The organism is Lentisalinibacter sediminis (genome assembly GCF_040706615.1).
Classification (GTDB): domain Bacteria; phylum Pseudomonadota; class Gammaproteobacteria; order Steroidobacterales; family Woeseiaceae; genus Lentisalinibacter; species Lentisalinibacter sediminis.
The window spans coordinates 230,900-250,330 of record NZ_JAPDRF010000004.1 but is presented as its reverse complement, the minus strand read 5'-3'; the positions used below and the strand labels follow the sequence as shown (position 1 = coordinate 250,330).

Below are 19,431 nucleotides of genomic sequence, written 5' to 3'. Positions count from 1 at the left end.
TACCCCGGCTGCCCCGTCTACATCCGGAAGATGCCGTAGGGACCCTCGCCGGGATCCGGCGCGCCGGCGCTCACCGCGAGTCCGAGGGCCAGTACCCGGCGGGTGTCCAGCGGATCGATGATGCCGTCATCCCACAGCCGGGCCGTCGCATAGTAAGGGTTGCCCTGGTCCTCGTACTGGCGGCGGATCGAGTCGCGGAAGGCGGCCTCCTCGTCTTCGGGCCACTCCTCGCCCCGGGCCTCGGCGCCGTCCCGGCGCACGGTGGCGAGCACGCTGGCGGCCTGCTCTCCGCCCATGACGGAGATGCGCGCGTTGGGCCACATCCACAGGAAACGGCCGCCGTAGGCTCTGCCGCACATGGCGTAGTTGCCGGCGCCGTAGCTGCCGCCGATGACCACGGTGAGCTTCGGCACCGTCGCCGTGGCCACCGCGTTCACCATCTTGGCACCGTCCTTGGCGATGCCGGCGTTCTCGTATTTACGCCCGACCATGAAGCCGGTGATGTTCTGCAGGAAGACCAGCGGTATGCGCCGGCGGTTGCAGAGCTCGATGAAGTGTGTGGCCTTCAGCGCGGACTCCGAGAACAGGATGCCGTTGTTGGCGATGATGCCCGCGGGATAACCATGGATGCGGGCGAAGCCGCACACGATGGTCTTGCCGTACAGCGGCTTGAACTCCTGCAGCTCGGAACCGTCGACGATGCGACCGACGATCTCGCGCACGTCGTAGGGCTGCTTCAGGTCGCTCGGCACCACGCCGTAGATGCCGTCGGCGTCCATCGCGGGTTCCGCCGGCGCGTGCGGGGGTGAAGTGTCCCGGGCCGGCGCCAGCCGCGCGATGCAGTCCCGGGCGATGGCCAGCGCGTGGTTGTCGTCCTCGGCCAGGTAGTCGGTCACGCCGGACACCCGGCTGTGCACCTCGCCGCCGCCCAGGTCCTCGGCGTCGACGATCTCGCCGGTGGCCGCCTTCACCAGCGGGGGGCCGCCGAGGAAGATCGTGCCCTGGTTGCGCACGATGATGGCCTCGTCGCTCATGGCCGGCACGTAGGCGCCGCCGGCGGTGCACGAGCCCATCACGACGGCCAGCTGCGCGATGCCCGCCGCGGAGAGACTGGCCTGGTTGTAGAAGATGCGGCCGAAATGGTCACGGTCCGGGAAGACCTCGTCCTGGCGCGGCAGGAAGGCACCGCCGGAGTCCACCAGATAGATGCAGGGCAGGTGGTTCTCCAGCGCGATCTCCTGCGCCCGGAGGTGTTTCTTCACCGTCATCGGGAAGTAGGTGCCGCCCTTCACCGTGGCGTCGTTCGCCACCACCATGACCTCGCGGCCGTGCACCCGGCCGATGCCGGTCACGATGCCGGCGCCCGGGGCGTCATCGTCGTAGAGGCCGTCGGCGGCCAGCGGCGAGAGCTCCAGGAACGGGCTGCCGCGATCGAGCAGCGCGTCGATGCGCTCGCGGACGAGCAGCTTGCCGCGCTCGGCGTGTTTCGCGCGGGCGCGCTCACTGCCGCCCAGGGCCGTCGCCGTCAGCTTCGCGCGCAGCTCGTCGACCAGCTCCTGCATGTAACGCGCGTTGTCGGCGACGCGGCCATCCGCGGGATCCAGATGGCTCTTCAGGGCGGGCACGGGATCAGACCGTCTCGATGGCCAGGGCCACGGCCTCCCCGCCGCCGATGCACAGCGAGGCGATACCGCGCTTCGCGTTCCGGTTGCGCAATGCATGCAGCAGCGTGACGATGATGCGGGCGCCGGAGGCGCCGATGGGATGACCGAGCGCGCAGGCACCGCCGTTGACGTTGATCTGCTCGTGGGCGATGCCCACGTCGTGCATGGCGGCCATGCTGACGCAGGCGAAGGCCTCGTTCACCTCGTACAGGTCCACGTCGTCCGGCGACCAGCCGAGCTCCTCCTGCAGCGCCCGGATGGCGTATACGGGCGAGGTGGTGAACCAGGCGGGCTCCTGGGCGTAGCCGCTGTGGCCGGCGATGCGGGCCAGCGGCTGCATGCCGCGGCGTTCCGCCTCGGCGGCGCTCATCAGCAGCAGCGTGGCCGCGCCGTCGGAGATGGAGGACGAGCTGGCCGCGGTCACGGTACCGTCCTTCGCGAAGGCCGGTCGCAGCTTCCGGATCTTCGAGACGTCCGCCCGGCCGGGCTCCTCGTCGGTGTCGACGGTGGTCTCGGCCTTGCGGGTCTTCACGGTGACCGGGGCGATCTCGGCCTCGAAGGCGCCGCTGTCCGCCGCTGCCCGCGCGCGCTCCACCGAGGCGATGGCAAAGGCATCCTGGTCTTCCCGGCTGAAGCCGTACTTCTTCGCCGTCTCCTCGGCGAAGTACCCCATCATGTTGCCGTCGTACGGGTTCTGCAGGCCGTCGAAGAACATGTGATCCAGGATCTCCTTGTGGCCCATGCGCAGGCCGGCGCGTGCGCCGGGCATCAGGTAGGGCGCGTTGGTCATCGACTCCATGCCGCCGGCCATGACCACGGCGGCGGAACCCGCGCGGATGAGATCGGCGCCGAGCATCACGGTCTTCATGCCGGAGCCGCAGACCTTGTTCAAGGTGGTGCAGCCCACCGACTCCGGCAGGCCGGCGGCCAGCGCCGCCTGGCGCGCGGGTGCCTGGCCGATGCCGGCGGGCAGGACGCAGCCCAGCAGCACTTCGCTGATCTCGGCGGGTTCGAGGCCGCAGTCGGCCAGGGCGGCGCTACTGGCCGCCGCGGACAGCTCGGGGGCGGGCGCCGGCGCGAGGCCGCCCTGGAAGGCGCCTATCGGGGTGCGTCGGGCGGCAACGATGACGATGGGGTCCTGACTCATGGCGATCTCGTTCTCCAGTCTTCCGGGCCGGGCGGCCATTGTAGCGCGGGACGTGCTCAGTCGGCGGCCAGCAATTCCCGGCCGATCAGCATGCGGCGGATCTCGGTGGTGCCGGCGCCGATCTCGTAGAGCTTGGCGTCGCGCAGCAGCCGCGCCATAGGGTATTCGTTGATGTAGCCGTTGCCGCCGAGGCTCTGGATGGCCTCCAGCGCGACGGCGACCGCCTCCCGGGAGGCGTGCAGCAGGCAGGCGGCGGCGTCCTGGCGGGTCGGCAGTCCCTGGTCGAACTGGGCGGCGGTGCGGTACGTGAACGCCCGGGACGTCTGCAGCGCGGTGTACATGTCGGCCAGTTTGCCCTGCATCATGCCGAAGCTGCCGATGGGCCGGCCGAACTGCTTGCGCTCGCGCAGGTACGGCATCACGGCGTCCAGACAGGCCTGCATGATGCCGATGGGCCCGCCGGAGAGCACGAGACGCTCGGAGTCGAGGCCGCGCATCAGGATGTAGACGCCGCGGTTTACTTCGCCAAGGACGTTCTCCGCCGGTATGCGGCAGTCCTCGAACACGAGTTCGCAGGTATCCGAGCCGCGCATGCCCAGCTTGTCGAGCTTCTGCGCCGTGTGGAACCCGGGCATGTCCTTCTCGATCAGGAAGGCGGTGATGGAGCGCGAACCGTCCTCCTTCGGCGCCGTGCGCATGTAGGTCACGATCACGTCGGCGCGCGGGCCGTTGGTGATCCACATCTTGGAGCCGTTGGCCACCCAGCTGCCGTCACTCTGACGCTCGGCGTGGCAGGTCATCGAGCCCACCACGTCGGAGCCCGCGCCCGGTTCGGACATGGCAAGCGCGCCCAGCATCTCGCCACTCACCAGGCCCGGCACGAAGCGTTCGCGCTGCGCCTCGGTGCCGTTCAGCCAGAGGTTGTTCAGGCACAGGTTGGAATGCGCGCCGTAGGACAGCCCCACAGAGGCGGAGGCCCGCGAGATCTCCTCCATGGCCACCACGTGGGCGAGGTAGCCGAGACCGGTGCCTCCGTCCTCCTCGGGGATGGTGATGCCGTGCAGGCCCAGCTCGCCGAGCTTCGGCCACAGGTCGGCCGGGAACTCGTTGCTCGCGTCGATCTCGGCGGACCGCGGCGCGATCTCCTCCTCGGCGAAGCGGTGCACGGTCTCGCGCAGCAGGTCGATCTCGTCACTGATGCGGGTGTTGATCATGGGCTGCGCGCGCTCCGGTCTCAATGCGTCGTGGTCGTGTGATGGGCCCGGCCCGAGAGCCGGTCCTTGAACCGCCGGGTATAGGGCAGCCTGGTGCGGCCCACGGCGGCGATGCGCTCCTCGGCCATGCGGTCGGCCGCCTGCCAGCTCGGTATCCCGTCGCGCTCGGCGATGTCGAATATCCGGCCGAGGTTATTGTAGATGAGCGAGACCTGCCGGTGGGCGCGTTCCTTGTCATAACCCTGCAGCTCGATGGCCACGATGATGAGGCCGCCGAGCGCGCAGGGCACGAACACATCCATCTCCTGCTCGTAGATGTGCTGCATCGGCACGGCGGCCGCGCCGTATTCTTCCACCACCGACTGCACGCGCTCGTCGTTGATGTCGGTAACCGTCACCCGGGCGCCGCGCTCGCGCAGCCTGTGTACGAGGTGGCGGCCGACGTGGCCGACGCCCTGCACGCCGAAGCTGAGCTTGCCGAGATCGGTGTGGCCGAACCTGCGCTCGGTGCAGGCCTCGATGCCCTTCAGCGCGCCCAGCGCCGTGAACGGGGAGGGGTCGCCGCTGCCCCCGTGCACCTCGTGGCCGCCCACCACCCGGTCGGTCTCCTGGAAGATGTGGTCCATGTCGTCGACGGTGGTGCCGACGTCCTCGGCAGTGATGTAGCGGTTGTACAGCGAGCCGATGAAGCGGCCCAGCATGCGGAACAGCGCCTCCTCCTCGTTGATATAAGGCCACATGCGCAGCCCGCCCAGGGCCGGGCCGAGCACCGTGGAGTGGATCGCGACGATGGGGCTGAGGCCGGTCGGGCGATCCTGGAAGAACACGACCTGCTCGTGGCCGCGGTCGCTCATGGTGTCGAGCAGTTCCATATCCCCCTCCTGGAAAAGCACGGCGACAGCGCCCCGCGCGCCGCGCCTCCGCGTGCGCTCCGGGGTTATCTGTCACACGACGATTATAGGGCCCGGCGTAATCGGTTGCATCCGTAACGATCTGGCCGGCATTCGTCCGACGCCGGCGGTTGCGGCGGCGTTGCCGCGCTTTTTTTTGCACCGGTATTCTGCTAGTTTCCGGCGATCCGCTGGCGCGATTGGGCGCGCCCCGGGACACCTCTAAAGTCCAAGGAATTCTCATCATGGTTCGATTCCCGCGATTGCGGTCCGTCGACGTGAGTCGCTTCCCGGCCGGAGTGCTGGCGCTCTTCGTGCTGGCCGCCCCGGCCGGCGGCCAGACGACGCTCGGTCAGGTGCTCGGCGAGCAGACCGAGGTCAACCGCTCGGCACAGCGCTCGCAGGTGCGTATCAGCCAGCTGGCCGATCAGACCTCGGAGCTGCTGGGCGAATACCGGGTGACTACCCAGCAGCTCGACCGGACCAGGATCTATAACGACAACCTGCAGCGCCTGGTAGAGGATCAGGAGGAGGAGAAGGCATCCATCACCCGCCAGCTCGAGGAGTTCGGCGACGTGGAGCAGGGCATCGTACCGCTCATGCTGGAGATGATCTCGGACCTGCGCGCCTTCATCGAGCTGGACATGCCCTTCCAGCTGCGCGAACGCATGGAGCGGGTGACCCGGCTCGAGGACAACATGGAACGCTCCGACCTGACGGTGTCCGAGAAATACCGTCAGATCATGGAGGCCTACAAGGAAGAGGCCCGCTTCGGCCGCAATATCGAGGCGTATACGGGCAGCCTGGACATCGACGGCGTCGATACCCGGGTGACGTTGCTCAGGGTCGGGCGCGTCCTGCTCGCCTATCAGACGGCCGACCGGTCCCGCACCGGCTTCTGGAACAAGCAGACGCGTCAGTGGGAGGAGCTGGATTCTTCCTACCGGCGCCCGATCACCGAGGGCATCGCCATCGCCAGGAAGCAGGCCGCCCCGCAGTTGCTGACATTGCCGGTCCCGGCCGCGGAGCAGGAATGATGAGTGCATCGATCGGCAAGGCGCCCATGGCGGTCAGAGCAGCCGGTTTGATAGCCCTGGCCATGGCCGTGGCCGTGGCCGTGGCGGCGGGAGCGGGTACGGCACTCGCCCAGGACGCGCCCCGCGACATGGACGAGCTGCTGCAGACGGTCCGGGAGCAGGGCCAGCGGCTGAGCCAGGAGAACCGGCAGCGGGAGCAGGAGTTCCTGCAGAAGCGCGATCAGCAGCAGGCGCTGCTGGACAGCGCGAAGCGCGCGCTGACCGAGGAAGAGCAGCGCAGCGAGCGGCTGAAGACGCAGTTCGACGAGAACGAGCGCCAGCTCGAGGAGCTGAACGAGACGCTGCGCATCCGGGTCGGCGACATGGGCGAGCTGTTCGGCGTCGTGCGCCAGACGGCCGGCGAGGTGAACGGCATGGTGGATACCTCGCTCATCACCGCCGAGTATCCGGATCGGGGCGAGATCGCGACGGAGCTCGCCTCCGCCCGCGATCTGCCTTCCATCGCAGACCTCAAGTCCCTGCAGGTGCTCATCCTGGAGGAGATGGCGGGCTCCGGCGACGTCGACCGGTTCGCGGCCACCATCCGCAACGCGGCGGGGCAGGAGGAGAGCGCCGAAGTGGTCCGGGTGGGGCTGTTCAACGTGATCACCGGCGACCGCTTCCTGCAGTACGACCCGGCGGCGAACGAGCTGCAGGAGCTGGCCCGGCAGCCCGACGACCGCTTCCGCAGCCTGGCGGAGAACCTCTACGCCGCGCGGGAGGGCAATGCACGCATGGCGGTGGATCCCAGCCGCGGCGCGCTGTTGAGCCTGGTGGTGCAGTCGCCGAGTCTCGGCGAACGCGTCAATCAGGGCGGCACCGTGGGCTACGTCATTATCGCCATCGGCTGCGTCGGTCTGCTGATCGCGCTGTGGCGGCTGCTCGCGCTGCTGGTCACCGGCCGCAAGCTGCGCTCGCAACTGAAGCGCGACGGCGCCTCGGAGGGCAACCCGCTCGGCCGCATCCTGAAGGTGTTCGAGGACAACAGGCACATCGACACCGAGACCCTGGAGCTGAAGCTCGACGAGGCCATCCTCAGGGAGACGCCGCGCCTGGAGCAGGGACAGGGCTGGATCAAGGTTATCGCGGCGGTGGCGCCGCTGCTCGGCCTGCTCGGCACGGTGGTCGGCATGATCCGCACCTTCCAGGCAATTACGCTGTTCGGCACGGGCGATCCGAAGCTCATGGCCGGCGGCATCTCCCAGGCGCTGGTCACCACGGTGCTGGGCCTGGTGGTCGCCATCCCGCTGGTGTTTCTGCACAGTCTGGTCGCCGCGCGCAGCCGCGCGATGGTGGAAGTGCTGGAGGAGCAGAGCGCCGGCATGATTGCGCGCCACTCCGAGAGGGGCGTGTAGCGGGGCGCACCGGTGTATCTGCTCGAGTCCGCATTCATCGCCATCCGCAGCTTCTTCGAAGCCGGCGGCGACGTGCTCTGGGCCATCCTGGCGGTGACCACGCTGATGTGGACGCTGATCATCGAGCGATTCTGGTTTTTCCGCTGGGTACTGCCCGGGCTGGAGCGGCGCGCTATCGAGGAGTGGGACCAGCGTGACGACACCACCTCCTGGTTCGCGCGGCGCATCCGCGATCAGCTGATCTCGGAGGTCTCGGTGGAGAGTCACCGCTACATCCTGATGATCAAGACGCTGATGGCGATCCTGCCGCTGCTGGGGCTGCTGGGCACGGTGACAGGCATGATCCTGGTATTCGACGTGATGGCATTCGCGGGCACCGGCAACGCGCGTCTGATGGCCGGCGGCGTCTCGGCGGCCACCATCCCCACGATGTCCGGTCTGGTGGCGGCGCTGTCCGGCCTCTATCTGGCCACCTATCTCGAACGACGCGCCGGCAAGGAAGTCCAACGTTTCGAGGAGATGCTGGTCCAGCACTGAGGGGACCGCGGAGCAAGCGATGCGCAGACGGCTGAAACGACACGACGAGGAGGCGGAGATCAATATCACGCCGATGCTCGACATTGTGTTCATCATGCTGATCTTCTTCATCGTGACCACCTCCTTCGTGAAGGAGTTCGGCGTCGACCTGAACCGCCCCTCCAATGAACCGCCGAAGGACCAGAAACTCTCCGAGGTGATCGCCATTCGCATCAGCGACACGGGGCAGATCTCGATCAAGGGCCGGCCCACGGACATCCGCGCCGTGCGGGCCAACATCGAGAGCGGCCTCGCGGCGGATCCCGATGCCGCGGTGGTGATCGCGGCGGACCGCAACGCCGACGCCGGCATCCTGGTGCGGGTGGTCGACCAGGCCCGGGTGGCGGGCGCCAGCAAAGTCTCACTGGCGGCGCTGGCCGACTGACCGGGCGGATCGGGGAGAGTCATGCCACGCAAGCACTCGACGCCGGAAGAAGAGACGGAGATCAACATCACGCCGATGCTCGACATCGTGTTCATCATGCTGATCTTCTTCATCGTGACCACCTCCTTCGTGAAGGAGACCGGTATCGAGCCCACCCGGCCGCAGGCCGAGACGGCGGAGGCGCGCCCCCGCGGCAACATCCTGATCGGCGTGGATCAGACGGGCGACATCTGGATCAACAAGCGGGAGGTCGAGGTGAACCAGATCCGCCAGATCGTGGAAGACGCTCTGACCGAGAATCCGGAGAGTTCGGCGGTGATCATCGCCGACCAGGAATCCCCCACGGGCACCTTGATCGACATCATGGATCAGGTGAGACTCGGGGGGGTGGTCGACATCTCGGTGGCGGCCGAGCCGGAGGGCACGTGAGAACGAACGACACGCAGACTCGCGCACGAGGGGACAGGACATGAGGTTCCTGGTGTCCCTCGGTGCCGGCATCCTGGTGGCGCTCGGCCTGTTCCTGCTGATGCACCAGCTGATCTCGGGTTCGCCAAACATCCGCAAGGACGACGACGACCGACTCTCGCTCGACTTCGTCCGCGTGGAGCAGGACGAGATCGAAAACATCAAGGAGCGCAAGCGGCCGCCGGAACCGGAGAAGCCGAAGGAGCCGCCGCCGCCGCCGAAGCTGAGCCAGCCTTCGCAGGACAAGCCGCGGCCGGACCTGCCGCGCATGGAAACCCCGCGCATCGACATGCCGGCAGGCGCGGGGGGCGGCCCGTATCTCGGCCAGTGGAGCGCCGGCGACCCCGGCGCCGAGGGCGACGTCATCCCCATCGTGCGCATCGAGCCCCAGTGGCCGCGCGAGGCCCTCATCGAGGGCATCAGCGGCTGGGTGCTGATCGAGTTCACCATCAACGAGGACGGCACGGTCTCCGACCCGAAGGTGGTGGACGCGGAGCCGCGTCGGATGTTCGAGCGCAACGCGCTGCGCGCCATCTACAAGTGGAAGTTCAAACCCCGCATCGTCGACGGCCAGCCGGTGAAGCGGCGGGCTACCCAGCGGATCGACTTCAACCTCGACGAGGCGACATGAGCGGAGCGGCACTCTCCTGTACAGGCATTGTGCGGGCCGGCATGGGGGTCATGGCTGCGCTGTGCGTTCTGGCAACCGCGCCGGCCCTGGCCCAGGGCAAGGTCTGCCTGGATACCACTGCCGTGGAGCGCAAGGACCCGGGCACCACCATGGGTGAGCTGGCCTACAAGCGGCTGTCCAGCATCCACGAGCTGATGGGCGAGGAGCGCTACGACGAGGCCCTCACCGAGGTCGGCAGGATGGAGAACATGCGCCTGAACGATTACGAGCAGGCGCTGATGTGGCAGACCTACGGCTTTATCTATTCGGCGCGCGGCGACTTCGATCAGGCCATCGATTACTTCGAGCGCAGCCTGGCCGAGGATGCCCTGAGCACCCAGGCCCAGCAGGGCATGCTCTACTCGCTGGCCGGCCTGTACCAGTCCGAGGGTCGCTTCGAGGACGCCATCGAGACCATGCGCACCTGGTTCGGCTACGCCGAGGAGCCCGAGGCCGGGGCCTATATCCTGGTGGCCGGCAGTTTCGCCGAACTCGAGCGTTACCGGGAGGCGCTGCCCTGCGTGCAGCTCGCGATCGAGAAGGCCGAAAAGCCGGAGGAGTCCTGGTACCAGCTCGAGCTGGCCATCCACCTGGAGCAAGAGGCCTTTCGGGCGGCCGTCGATGTCCTGCGCACGATGGTCCGGCTCTGGCCGGACAAGCGCCGCTACTGGGAGACGCTGTCCGGCGTGTATCTGGAGCTCAAGGAGGAGCAGCTGGCGCTCGCCACCATGATGGCCGCCTACAACCGCGGACTGATCACGGACGGCGCCAAGATCCTCAACCTGGTCCGCCTGAATCTCTACCTGGACAGCCCCTACGTCGCCGGCCGGATACTCGCCCGCGGCCTGGAGGAGGGCGCCGTCGAACGCGACGTCGAACACCTGAATCTGCTGCGCTCGGCCTGGACCTCGGCGAAGGAATACGACCGTGCGGTCGCGGTCATCGAACAACTGGGTCAGCTCACCGGCGATCCTGCGTACTATATGGATAAGGCGAGCATCCTGAACGAGCAGGCGCGCTGGGAGGAAGTCGTCGCGGCGGCCCGCCAGGCGCTCGATGCCGGCACGGAGACGCCCGCCCGGGCCTGGCTGCTGATGGGCATGGCCTACACCGAACTCGATCGCCTCGGCGAGGCGCTGCAGGCCTTCGACAGGGCCCGCGAGACCGGCGACGCCAGGGAGCGCCAGAATGCCGCCGCCTGGATCGCCTTCGTGCGTGACCGGCAGGCAGTGGAGGCCGCGCGCGTCGCCTCCGGCTGAAGCCGTCCGGTCAGAGCCTGTCAGCCGGCTCTAGATGCCGGCCGGACCTCGGGTCTCCGTCCCGGCTTCGGCCTCCGCTCTCGTCTCGTCCTGCCGGTCCTCCCCGGGCGCCGTTGTCTCCGCCGCCGGATGCAGGTCTGGCTCGTCCAGATGCTCCAGGATCCGTGTCCGTGACAGGATGGCGAGCGACGCGGGGCTCTGGCCCGCGGTGTCGATCGGCTCCAGCAGCGTGACGTGGAGGCGTTGCGGGCGGGGCAGTAACCGGCGCGACGGCAGCGCATGGCGGGAGCCGTGGATAACGGCCGGCACCAGCGGCGCCTGCGCCTTGACCGCAACGGCGAAGGCGCCGCCGCGGAAGCGGCGCAGCCCCGGTTCGGCGTGAAAGGTGCCCTCCGGGAAGAAGGCCAGCGACTCGCCCACGTGGGCGCGGCGCAGGATGGTGCGCGCATCCCGCGCGCTGCGGCCGTGGTGGAAACGCTCCACGAACTGGGCGCCGATGCGCCGCAGCAGGTAGTGCGCCAGCGGCACCCGCTGCATCTCGCTCTTGATGACGAACGCGAAACGCGGCGGCAACGCGGCGCAGAGGATGATGCCGTCCAGGTAGCTCGCGTGGTTGGCCACCACCACGCAGGGCCGTCCCGGCAGATGACGGCGGTTATCGATGCCGGGGCCCATGCCGGTGGCCAGGAAGAGCAGGCGGGCGCCGCTGCGCGCGGCCGCCCGGCGCGGGCCCAGGCCGGGCAGGACGGTGACCAGCGCCAGCGTGACGGGAACACAGACGAGGAACACGGCAGCGAACCACAGGCCGTACAGCGCATGCCACGCCTCGCGGGCGAGTCGGATCAGTCTGGTCATTTTCCCTCATCGTAGCGGGTTTGCATTGCAGAGTGTGAACCCGGTCACGTTATGTTAATGGTTTGGGGAATCTGTGACAGCGGTCACGCCCCCCCTGGGCAGGGGCGGACATACTCGCTTCCCGATCCGCCAATGGCCATCACACTTGGCCATCGCCGTTGGCCAGCGCAATTGGCCGCACACCGCGAGCAGCCACTGAAGATACGCAAGATGAGCTACAGCCCAGCGCGCAAGCATACCGAGGAGGCCGCCGTCAGTGCTGCCTCCGAGGCCATGATCGACAAGTTCCTCGACGCCATCTGGATGGAGCGGGGCCTGTCGAAGAATACGCTGGGCGCCTACCGGGCGGACCTCATGGCGCTGGCGCGCTTCGTCGCCGACGACGGCACGGAGATCGTGAAGGCCGGCAAGCCGGAGCTGCTCGCGTTCATCGCCTGGCGGGTGGAGCAGGGCGCCAAACCCCGTTCCACGGCGCGCCAGCTGTCCAGCTTTCGCCGCTTCTTCCGCTATCTCTGCCGCGAAGGCGTGATCGCCGACGATCCCACGGCGGACATCGAGATGCCGCGCATCGGCCGCTCGCTGCCGAAGTCGCTCACCGAGGAGGAGGTGGAAGCGCTGCTGGCTGCGCCGAACACGGAGGAGCCTCTCGGCCACCGTGACCGTGCGATGCTCGAGCTGCTCTACGCCACCGGCCTGCGGGTCTCCGAGCTGATCAACCTCAAGCAGAACCAGGTCAACCTGAATCAGGGCGTCCTGCGCATCGTCGGCAAGGGCGACCGTGAGCGGCTGATCCCGCTCGGCGAGGAGTCCCAGCGCTGGCTGCGGGATTTCATGGAGGGTCCCCGGGTCGAGATCCTGCTGGAGCGCCAGACCGATTACATGTTCCCGACCCGCCGGGGCGATCGCATGACCCGGCAGGCCTTCTGGCACATTATCAAGCGCTATGCCCAGAAAGCCGGCGTGAAGAAAAAGCTCTCCCCCCATACACTGCGCCATGCCTTCGCCACCCACCTGCTGAACAACGGTGCGGACCTGCGGGTGGTGCAGTTGCTGCTCGGCCACAGTGACCTGTCGACCACGCAGATCTACACCCACGTGGCGCGGGAACGGCTGAAGGATCTGCACGGGGCACATCACCCCCGGGGCTGATTCGGCCGGCTGCCGGATCCCGGCGCACCCTCTGCTACAATGCGCGCCGCCCGGCCCCGGCGGGAACGATGGACGGATCGTCTTGTCCCATCCCCCATGTTCCCGGCCCGCCCCAGGCGCGGCCGGTCAACCGTCAATCAGAGGACTCTCTATGCGTAGTGTCATCGGATCGCTGTTGCCGATATTCTCACTGAGCGTCTCGCTGGCCGCCGGCCTGGCTCCTGCCGCGGCCCTCGCGGACGCGGACGAGGACCTCGCGCGCGTGCGCGCGGAGATCAGCGAGCAGTTCCCGCAGATCGAACCGGAGAGTATCAACGAGGGTCCCATCCCGGGCTTGTTCGAGATCCGCCAGGGCATGCTGGTGGCCTACGTCACCACGGACGGCCGCTACCTGTTCCAGGGCGACCTCATCGATCTGGAGACCAGCACCAACCTGACCGAGGCCGCCATGAACGGTGAGCGCCGGCGTGTGTTGGATGCGCTCGGGGACGACGATGCCATCGTGTTCGCGCCGGCGGATCCGAAGCACACGGTCAGCATCTTCACGGACATCGACTGCGGCTACTGCCGCAAGCTGCACCGGGAGATCGACGATTACAACGAGGCGGGCATCGCGGTGCGCTATCTCCTGTACCCCCGCAGCGGTCCCGGCAATGCGTCATGGCAGAAGGCGGAGAGCGTGTGGTGCGCCGACGACCGGAACACGGCTCTCACGCGGGCCAAGAACGACCAGCCGGTACAGTCCCGGGATTGCGATGCGTCCATGGTGCAGCGCCACTACGATCTCGGCCGAGACATCGGCCTGCGCGGCACGCCGACCATCGTGACCGGGACGGGGGAAGTGTTGAGCGGCTACCTGCCGCCGGCGCAGCTGCTGGAGCGGCTGGAGGACGGCGGGGACGAGTGACGGGCGGGAGCGCGTCTCAGCGCTCCAGATGCTCCAGCTTGTCCGGAACGCCTTCCCATTCCTTCGCGTCTTCCGGCGGATCCTTGGCCTCGGTGATCACCGGCCACTCGCGGCTCAGTTCCGCATTCAGCTCCAGGAACTTCTCCTGGCCTGACGGCAACTCGTCCTCCGAGTAGATGGCCTCAACCGGGCACTCCGGTTCGCACAGCGTGCAGTCGATGCATTCCTCGGGATCGATGACCAGGAAGTTCGGGCCTTCGTGGAAGCAATCCACGGGGCAGACTTCGACACAGTCCGTGTATTTGCACTTGATGCAGCTCTCGGTGACGACGAAGGTCATTGTTACCTCGTTTCCTCTGTTCGCTCGTGAACCGTGACCCGCCGGAGCGGAGGCCGGATTATGCCATAGAGTCCGCGCTGCGCTCAGACCCCGTCAGAGCCGGATGCGTGGCGCCTTGTGGCTGTGCACGCCGCGGTCCCTGCCGGCATCTTCGAAGTAACGCTCGAGGGCGAAGCGCACGCTGGGGAAGGAGATCTCGTCCCAGGGGATGTCGGCCTCGGCGAACAGGTTCACCTCCTGGCTCTCGTCGCCGACGCCGAAGCCGCCCAGCAGCCGGGCCGTGTAGAACACGTGCACCTGGCCCGCCTGCACCACATCGACGGTGGCGAACAGGCGACCGATCTCCACCTCCGCCAGCGCCTCTTCCCGGGTCTCGCGGGCCGCGCCTTCCTCCATGGTCTCGCCCAGTTCCATGAAGCCGGCGGGCACGGTCCAGTAGCCCAGCCTGGGCTCGATGGCCCGGCGGCAGAGCAGCACCTCGTCGCCCCGCGCCGGTACGCAGCCGACCACGATCCGCGGGTTCTGGTAGTGCACGTAATCGCACTCGCCGCAGACCCAGCGCTCGCGGTTGTCGCCCGCGGGTATGGTCTTGGAGACGAGGCTGCCGCAGTTGGAACAATATTTCATACGGGAGAGTACGGGAGATGCCGCGGGGGCGGGCGTGTCGCCGGATGGCAGGCCGTCCGCACCGCGGGTTGCTGCTTGTGGTGCCGGGAGTGGGACTCGAACCCACACGGGTAACCCCACTGAATTTTGAGTCCAGCGCGTCTACCAGTTCCGCCATCCCGGCGGGAGGGCGCTAGTATAGGTTGCGGTCGCCTGCCAGGCCACCTTGCGACGAACTTTCCGGCGATCGTTGCGACGATCCTCTCCCCTCGCGCATCAAGAGTTGTCGACATGTCGGGATTTACAGGCATCAGCGTGGATGAAGCGGTCATCCGCCGCGCTCGTCGCGGGGATGCGAGTGCCCACGAGTCCCTGTACCGGGCGCTGGCGCCGGCCGTCTACACGCTGGCCCTGAGGCTGGTGAAGGCACCGGCAGCTGCGGAGGACATGCTGCAGGAGACCTTCATCGAGGTGATGCGCAGCCTGCCCCGCTATCGGGGCGACGCCTCGCTGGCCACGTGGGTGCGCCGCATCGCCGTGAGCAAGTGCCTGATGCATCTGCGCTCGGCGTGGAACCGGCGCGCCGGCGAGTTCGGCGACGGCGACGAGCCGGTGGACGGCGGTGCGCCGGTGGCCGAGTCGGTGGGCCTGCGCATGGACCTGGAGGCGGCACTGGCCAGCCTCCCGGCCGAGAGCCGGGTGGTGGTCTGGCTGCACGACGTCGAGGGCTACACGCACCGGGAGATCGCGATGGTGATGCAGAAGACCGAGAGCTATTCCAAGTCCCAGCTGTCCCGCGCCCACCGGCGGCTGCGCGGTCTGCTGGATGCGGGCGGCGGCGAGCCCGGTGCGGCGATGAGTCGGGCGACCGGGGTGCTGCCGGGAGGCTGAAGATGTACGAACAGACGAGCACAGAAACGGACCGGGAGCTGGCCGAGGCGCTGCGGCGATTGCCGCAGCAGGCGCCGCCCCGCGGTGCATGGCGGGAGATACGCGGCCGGGCCGAGCGCGAGGGGCTGGTGCCGGCGCCGCGGCGCCGGCGCCTGCGGCGGGACCTCGAGTGGCTGGCTGCCGGCGCTGTGGCCGCGACGGTGGTCTTCGCGCTGCTGGACCTGCCGTTTTCCGGCACGTCCCCGGGCGAGAATCCGGTTCCGCCGGAGGAGGCCGGTTTCGCCGCCACCCCGGCCGAGAACGACGCCAGCCTGGGCAGCCTGATGGCCCGTTCCCGCCTGCTGGAGGAGGCGCTGCGTGCGGCCCCCGAGACCCCGCGGGTGATGCGCGCCAGCACCGCGAGCATGATCGCAACACTGGAGGACCGCATCGCCATGATCGACCAGCAGCTGAGTTTTCCGGAACGCCCGCTGAGCGAGGCCGAGGCCAGGGCGCTGTGGCGCGAGCGGGTGCAGCTCATGGATTCACTGGTGCAGCTGCGTTACGCGCAGGCACGGAGGGTGGTGCTGTGAAGTGGCCGCGGTCGCGGCAGGCGTAACGGCGATCCGGACGATTGGCAGTGACCGGTAATCGATTGCGCATCGAATGGGAATCGATTGGGAATCGATTAGGAATCGAATGGGAGTGACACGATGAAGACGACGACAGCGGGCCTGAGCATGCTGATACTGGCGCTCGGTTTGTGCGGCCGGATGGCGCCGGCGGCGGCGCAGGAGAGTGCGCCGGAGGCCGAGCGTGAGGAGGCCGCCGAGCAGCGCATCATCATCCGCGAGGAACGGCATGCGGCCGACCAGGCCCGCAGCGCGGCGGAGACGGAACGGCTGCATGCGGCCGAGGAACGTCTGGCAGAGGCGGCCCGGGAGATCGCCGAGATCACCTCCGGCGTGGTTCCCGGCGCGGTCGAGTATGCCCGCGGCGTCATCGCCTCGGCCCGCCGGCCCGTGCTGGGCGTCAGCATCGGCGGGGGTTCCGGCGAAGGCGACGGTCCGGTCGAAGGCGTCGAGGTGCTGGGCGTCTCGCCCGGCAGCGCGGCCGCCGAAGCCGGCATCCGGGCCGGCGACGTGCTGACCGCCATCGACGGCGAGTCCCTGGCCGCCGAAGACCCGGCCGCCGCCAACCGCCGTCTGCTCGGCGCACTGGCCGAACGCGAACCCGGCGACAGCATCGACATCGAGCTCCGCCGGGACAGCCGGGAACTCGTGCTGGGAGTGAAGACCCGGGACCAGGACGCCCAGGCGTTCACGTTCTTCGGTGACGGCGGGAACCTCGATTTCGACTTCCGTGCCGATGCGCCCATGGCCTGGTTCGGCCCTGCCCGCCCGTGGGGCGACATGGAGCTGGTGGAGCTCTCGCCCGGCCTCGGCCGCTATTTCGGCACCGACAGCGGGCTGCTGGTGGTGAGGGCGCCGTCGGACCCTGCGCTGAAGCTCGAGGACGGCGACGTCATCCGCCGCATCGGCGGCCGTGAGCCCGGCTCCGTCTCCCACGCGATCCGGATACTGCGCTCCTACGAGGAGGGCGAGGAACTCGAACTGGAGATCATGCGCGAGAAGCGCAGCCGCAAACTGGCGGTGCAGATTCCGGCGAGTCAGGGCAGGCTCGCGCCGCTGCCTCGGTTGCCCTCACTGCCCGGCCTCCGCCCGCCCGCGGCGGCGCCGGAGCGGACTCCGGCACCGCCTCCGCAGGCGGATTTCGGCCTGCCGGAGGTCTGATACCATGCGCCGCCATGCGCGCGCAGGACTACAGTTACGAGCTGCCCGATGAGTTGATCGCCCACGCGCCGGCCCGCCCCCGCAGTGCCAGCCGTCTGCTGGTGCTGCAGGGCGACGGCGCGCTCGTGGACTCCGCGGTTACCGAACTGCCCGCGCTGCTCTCGCCGGGCGACCTGCTGGTATTCAACGACACCCGGGTGATCCCGGCGCGCATCCACGGCCGCAAGGAGACCGGCGGCCGCATCGAGCTCCTGCTGGAGCGGGTGCTGGCGGAACGGGACGCGCTGTGTCACCTGCGCGCCAGCAAATCGCCGCGGCCGGGTACATCGCTCACGCTCGAGGGCGGGGCCACGGCGACGGTGACGGGCCGGGAGGGCGATCTGTTCCGGCTCACCTTCGACGTGCCGGTGCTCGAGCACCTCGAGCGCCACGGCCACGTGCCGCTGCCGCCCTACATCCGCCGCCCGGACAACGCCGGCGACAGGGACGATTATCAGACGGTCTTCGCGCGGGAGCCCGGCGCCGTGGCGGCGCCGACGGCGGGCCTGCATTTCGACCAGGCCCTACTCGACGCGCTGGAGGCCGCAGGCGTGCAGCGCGCCTTCGTCACGCTGCACGTCGGCGCGGGTACCTTCCAGCCGCTGCGCGAGGAGAACATCGCCAGCGGCCGGCTGCATGCCGAGCAGGTGCACGTCAACGAAGCGCTCTGCGCCGCCGTGAGCCGCACCCGCGAGCGCGGCGGGCGGGTCGTGGCCGTGGGTACGACGGCCGTGCGCAGCCTGGAGACCGCCGCCGCCGACGGTGCGCTCGCGCCCTGCCGCCGCGAGACCGAGCTGTTCATCATGCCCGGCTACCGCTTCCGGGTGGTCGATGCCATGATCACCAACTTCCATCTGCCGGAGTCCTCGCTGCTGATGCTCGTGAGCGCCTTCGCGGGCCGGGACAACGTGCTCGCGGCCTACCGCCACGCGGTGGCAGAGCGCTACCGCTTCTACAGCTATGGCGACGCCATGCTGGTCTGGCCGGCGCCGGGCGCGCTCGGGCTGCGCCCGTGAACTTCGAGCTGCTGAACCGGGAGGGCGCCGCGCGGCGCGGGCGTCTCACCTTCCGCCGCGGCACGGTGGAGACGCCCGCCTTCATGCCCGTGGGCACCTACGGCACGGTGAAGGCCATGACGCCGGAGGAGGTCGCCGGCACCGGCGCCGAGATCATCCTCGGCAACACCTTCCATCTCATGCTGAGGCCCGGCCCGGAGGTGGTGCGTGCCCATGGCGGACTGCACGAGTTCATGAACTGGACGGGCCCCATCCTGACGGACTCCGGCGGCTACCAGGTGTTCAGCCTCGCGGCCCTGCGCAAGGTCAGCGAGGACGGCGTCACGTTCCGCTCGCCCGTCAACGGCGACGAGATTTTCCTGGGGCCGGAAGGCGCCATGGCCATGCAGCAGGCCCTGAACTCGGATATCGCGATGATCTTCGACGAGTGCACGCCGTATCCGGCCAGCGAGCGCGAGGCGCGGGAGTCCATGGAACTCTCGCTGCGCTGGGCGGCGCGCAGCCGCCGCGCCTTCGACGAGCTGCGCGAGCGCGAACCGGGGCGCGGCGAGTCGGTATTCGGCATCGTCCAGGGCGGTATGTACCCCGCCCTGCGGGAGGCCTCGCTGGCCGGACTGGTCGAGACCGGCTTCGACGGCTACGCGATCGGCGGGCTGTCGGTGGGCGAGAGCGAGGACGAGCGGCTCGCGGTGCTGGATGCGATCGTCCATCATATGCCGGCAGGGAGTCCGCGCTATCTCATGGGCGTCGGCACGCCGTCGGATATCGTCAAGGCGGTGGCCCGTGGCGTGGACATGTTCGACTGCGTGATCCCGACCCGCCACGGGCGCAACGGCTATCTGTTTACCTCGAGCGGCACGCTGAAGATACGCAACGCCCGCTACGCCGAGGACCTGGGTCCGCTGGACCCGGAGTGCGATTGCTATACCTGCACCCATTACAGCCGCGCCTACCTGCGCCATCTGGACAAGTGCAACGAGATGCTCGGGCCCCGGCTGGCGACGCTGCACAACCTGCATTTCTACCAGCGGCTGATGGACAACATACGTGCGGCGCTCGAGGCCGGTACATTCGAGGCATTCGCCGCGGAGTTCCTGGCGCGGCACGGGACAACGGGGCCGCGTGTTGTGTAATAATAGCGCGCCGTATCCC

The 19,431-nt window shown here is 68.6% G+C and carries 21 protein-coding genes and 1 tRNA gene; 14 read left to right on the top strand and 8 right to left on the bottom strand.

What is annotated here, in order from left to right; genetic code table 11:
• Positions 1 to 17 precede the first annotated feature (17 nt).
• The 4 genes from ACJMKX_RS09775 to ACJMKX_RS09760 all read right to left on the bottom strand — a co-directional run bounded on the left by ACJMKX_RS09775 (position 18) and on the right by ACJMKX_RS09760 (position 4,897).
• Positions 18 to 1,562 carry a carboxyl transferase domain-containing protein gene (locus tag ACJMKX_RS09775; RefSeq protein WP_405224576.1) on the bottom strand — a complete coding sequence of 515 codons (1,545 nt, stop codon included), beginning with the start codon at positions 1,560 to 1,562 and terminating at the stop codon, positions 18 to 20.
• Positions 1,563 to 1,629: 67 nt separating this feature from the next.
• Entirely contained in the window at positions 1,630 to 2,811 is a 1,182-nt protein-coding gene (locus ACJMKX_RS09770) for an acetyl-CoA C-acyltransferase (protein ID WP_405224259.1), read from the bottom strand.
• Positions 2,812 to 2,867: 56 nt separating this feature from the next.
• Positions 2,868 to 4,025, bottom strand: a complete 1,158-nt coding sequence (locus tag ACJMKX_RS09765) for an acyl-CoA dehydrogenase family protein (protein WP_405224256.1) — start codon at positions 4,023 to 4,025, stop codon at positions 2,868 to 2,870.
• 20 nt (positions 4,026 to 4,045) lie between these two features.
• Positions 4,046 to 4,897, bottom strand: coding sequence for a leucine dehydrogenase (locus ACJMKX_RS09760; RefSeq protein ID WP_405224253.1), 852 nt, complete (start codon positions 4,895 to 4,897; stop codon positions 4,046 to 4,048).
• Positions 4,898 to 5,160: 263 nt separating this feature from the next.
• Here ACJMKX_RS09760 and ACJMKX_RS09755 point away from each other — a divergent pair, with 263 nt between their 5' ends.
• From ACJMKX_RS09755 to ACJMKX_RS09725, 7 genes are read left to right on the top strand one after another with little or no spacing between them, the layout of a single operon-like run.
• Entirely contained in the window at positions 5,161 to 5,952 is a 792-nt protein-coding gene (locus ACJMKX_RS09755) for a DUF3450 domain-containing protein (protein ID WP_405224250.1), read from the top strand.
• Positions 5,949 to 7,346: a MotA/TolQ/ExbB proton channel family protein gene (locus tag ACJMKX_RS09750; protein ID WP_405224248.1), complete on the top strand. Its 1,398-nt coding sequence runs from the start codon at positions 5,949 to 5,951 to the stop codon at positions 7,344 to 7,346. Before ACJMKX_RS09755 ends, ACJMKX_RS09750 begins: the two co-directional genes overlap by 4 nt.
• A gap of 12 nt (positions 7,347 to 7,358) precedes the next feature.
• The gene (locus ACJMKX_RS09745; protein WP_405224245.1) at positions 7,359 to 7,883 is read left to right on the top strand and encodes a MotA/TolQ/ExbB proton channel family protein; all 525 of its coding nucleotides are present in this window, start codon (positions 7,359 to 7,361) and stop codon (positions 7,881 to 7,883) included.
• 19 nt (positions 7,884 to 7,902) lie between these two features.
• The gene (locus tag ACJMKX_RS09740) at positions 7,903 to 8,307 is read left to right on the top strand and encodes an ExbD/TolR family protein (protein WP_405224242.1); all 405 of its coding nucleotides are present in this window, start codon (positions 7,903 to 7,905) and stop codon (positions 8,305 to 8,307) included.
• A gap of 21 nt (positions 8,308 to 8,328) precedes the next feature.
• Entirely contained in the window at positions 8,329 to 8,736 is a 408-nt protein-coding gene (locus ACJMKX_RS09735) for an ExbD/TolR family protein (protein ID WP_405224240.1), read from the top strand.
• A 40-nt stretch (positions 8,737 to 8,776) separates the two neighbouring features.
• A complete protein-coding gene (locus tag ACJMKX_RS09730) occupies positions 8,777 to 9,406 on the top strand; it encodes an energy transducer TonB (RefSeq protein ID WP_405224237.1) in 630 nt (209 codons plus the stop codon).
• Complete coding sequence (locus tag ACJMKX_RS09725; protein WP_405224235.1) at positions 9,403 to 10,704, top strand: tetratricopeptide repeat protein; 1,302 nt, start codon at positions 9,403 to 9,405, stop codon at positions 10,702 to 10,704. The genes ACJMKX_RS09730 and ACJMKX_RS09725 overlap by 4 nt, the downstream gene beginning before the upstream one ends.
• Before the next feature lie 30 nt (positions 10,705 to 10,734).
• Here ACJMKX_RS09725 and ACJMKX_RS09720 read toward each other — a convergent pair whose 3' ends face one another.
• On the bottom strand, positions 10,735 to 11,559 hold the full coding sequence (locus ACJMKX_RS09720) for a lysophospholipid acyltransferase family protein (RefSeq protein WP_405224232.1): 825 nt from the start codon (positions 11,557 to 11,559) through the stop codon (positions 10,735 to 10,737).
• A gap of 210 nt (positions 11,560 to 11,769) precedes the next feature.
• Here ACJMKX_RS09720 and xerD point away from each other — a divergent pair, with 210 nt between their 5' ends.
• Together xerD and ACJMKX_RS09710 are read left to right on the top strand one after the other, a co-directional pair.
• The gene (xerD, locus tag ACJMKX_RS09715) at positions 11,770 to 12,708 is read left to right on the top strand and encodes a site-specific tyrosine recombinase XerD (RefSeq protein ID WP_405224229.1); all 939 of its coding nucleotides are present in this window, start codon (positions 11,770 to 11,772) and stop codon (positions 12,706 to 12,708) included.
• 151 nt (positions 12,709 to 12,859) lie between these two features.
• Positions 12,860 to 13,615, top strand: a complete 756-nt coding sequence (locus ACJMKX_RS09710) for a DsbC family protein (RefSeq protein ID WP_405224226.1) — start codon at positions 12,860 to 12,862, stop codon at positions 13,613 to 13,615.
• A 16-nt stretch (positions 13,616 to 13,631) separates the two neighbouring features.
• Here ACJMKX_RS09710 and fdxA read toward each other — a convergent pair whose 3' ends face one another.
• The 3 genes from fdxA to ACJMKX_RS09695 form a co-directional block, all read right to left on the bottom strand.
• Entirely contained in the window at positions 13,632 to 13,955 is a 324-nt protein-coding gene (gene fdxA, locus ACJMKX_RS09705; protein WP_405224224.1) for a ferredoxin FdxA, read from the bottom strand.
• A 93-nt stretch (positions 13,956 to 14,048) separates the two neighbouring features.
• Positions 14,049 to 14,582: an NUDIX hydrolase gene (locus tag ACJMKX_RS09700; protein ID WP_405224221.1), complete on the bottom strand. Its 534-nt coding sequence runs from the start codon at positions 14,580 to 14,582 to the stop codon at positions 14,049 to 14,051.
• Positions 14,583 to 14,660: 78 nt separating this feature from the next.
• Positions 14,661 to 14,745, bottom strand: a tRNA-Leu gene (locus tag ACJMKX_RS09695).
• 107 nt (positions 14,746 to 14,852) lie between these two features.
• Between ACJMKX_RS09695 and ACJMKX_RS09690 the strand changes: the two genes are divergently transcribed.
• The 5 genes from ACJMKX_RS09690 to tgt all read left to right on the top strand — a co-directional run bounded on the left by ACJMKX_RS09690 (position 14,853) and on the right by tgt (position 19,412).
• On the top strand, positions 14,853 to 15,452 hold the full coding sequence (locus ACJMKX_RS09690) for an RNA polymerase sigma factor (protein WP_405224218.1): 600 nt from the start codon (positions 14,853 to 14,855) through the stop codon (positions 15,450 to 15,452).
• A 2-nt stretch (positions 15,453 to 15,454) separates the two neighbouring features.
• Entirely contained in the window at positions 15,455 to 16,024 is a 570-nt protein-coding gene (locus ACJMKX_RS09685) for a hypothetical protein (protein ID WP_405224215.1), read from the top strand.
• 120 nt (positions 16,025 to 16,144) lie between these two features.
• On the top strand, positions 16,145 to 17,224 hold the full coding sequence (locus ACJMKX_RS09680) for a PDZ domain-containing protein (protein WP_405224212.1): 1,080 nt from the start codon (positions 16,145 to 16,147) through the stop codon (positions 17,222 to 17,224).
• 14 nt (positions 17,225 to 17,238) lie between these two features.
• Positions 17,239 to 18,279, top strand: a complete 1,041-nt coding sequence (queA, locus tag ACJMKX_RS09675; RefSeq protein ID WP_405224209.1) for a tRNA preQ1(34) S-adenosylmethionine ribosyltransferase-isomerase QueA — start codon at positions 17,239 to 17,241, stop codon at positions 18,277 to 18,279.
• Complete coding sequence (gene tgt, locus ACJMKX_RS09670; protein WP_405224206.1) at positions 18,276 to 19,412, top strand: tRNA guanosine(34) transglycosylase Tgt; 1,137 nt, start codon at positions 18,276 to 18,278, stop codon at positions 19,410 to 19,412. The genes queA and tgt overlap by 4 nt, the downstream gene beginning before the upstream one ends.
• Positions 19,413 to 19,431 lie beyond the last annotated feature (19 nt).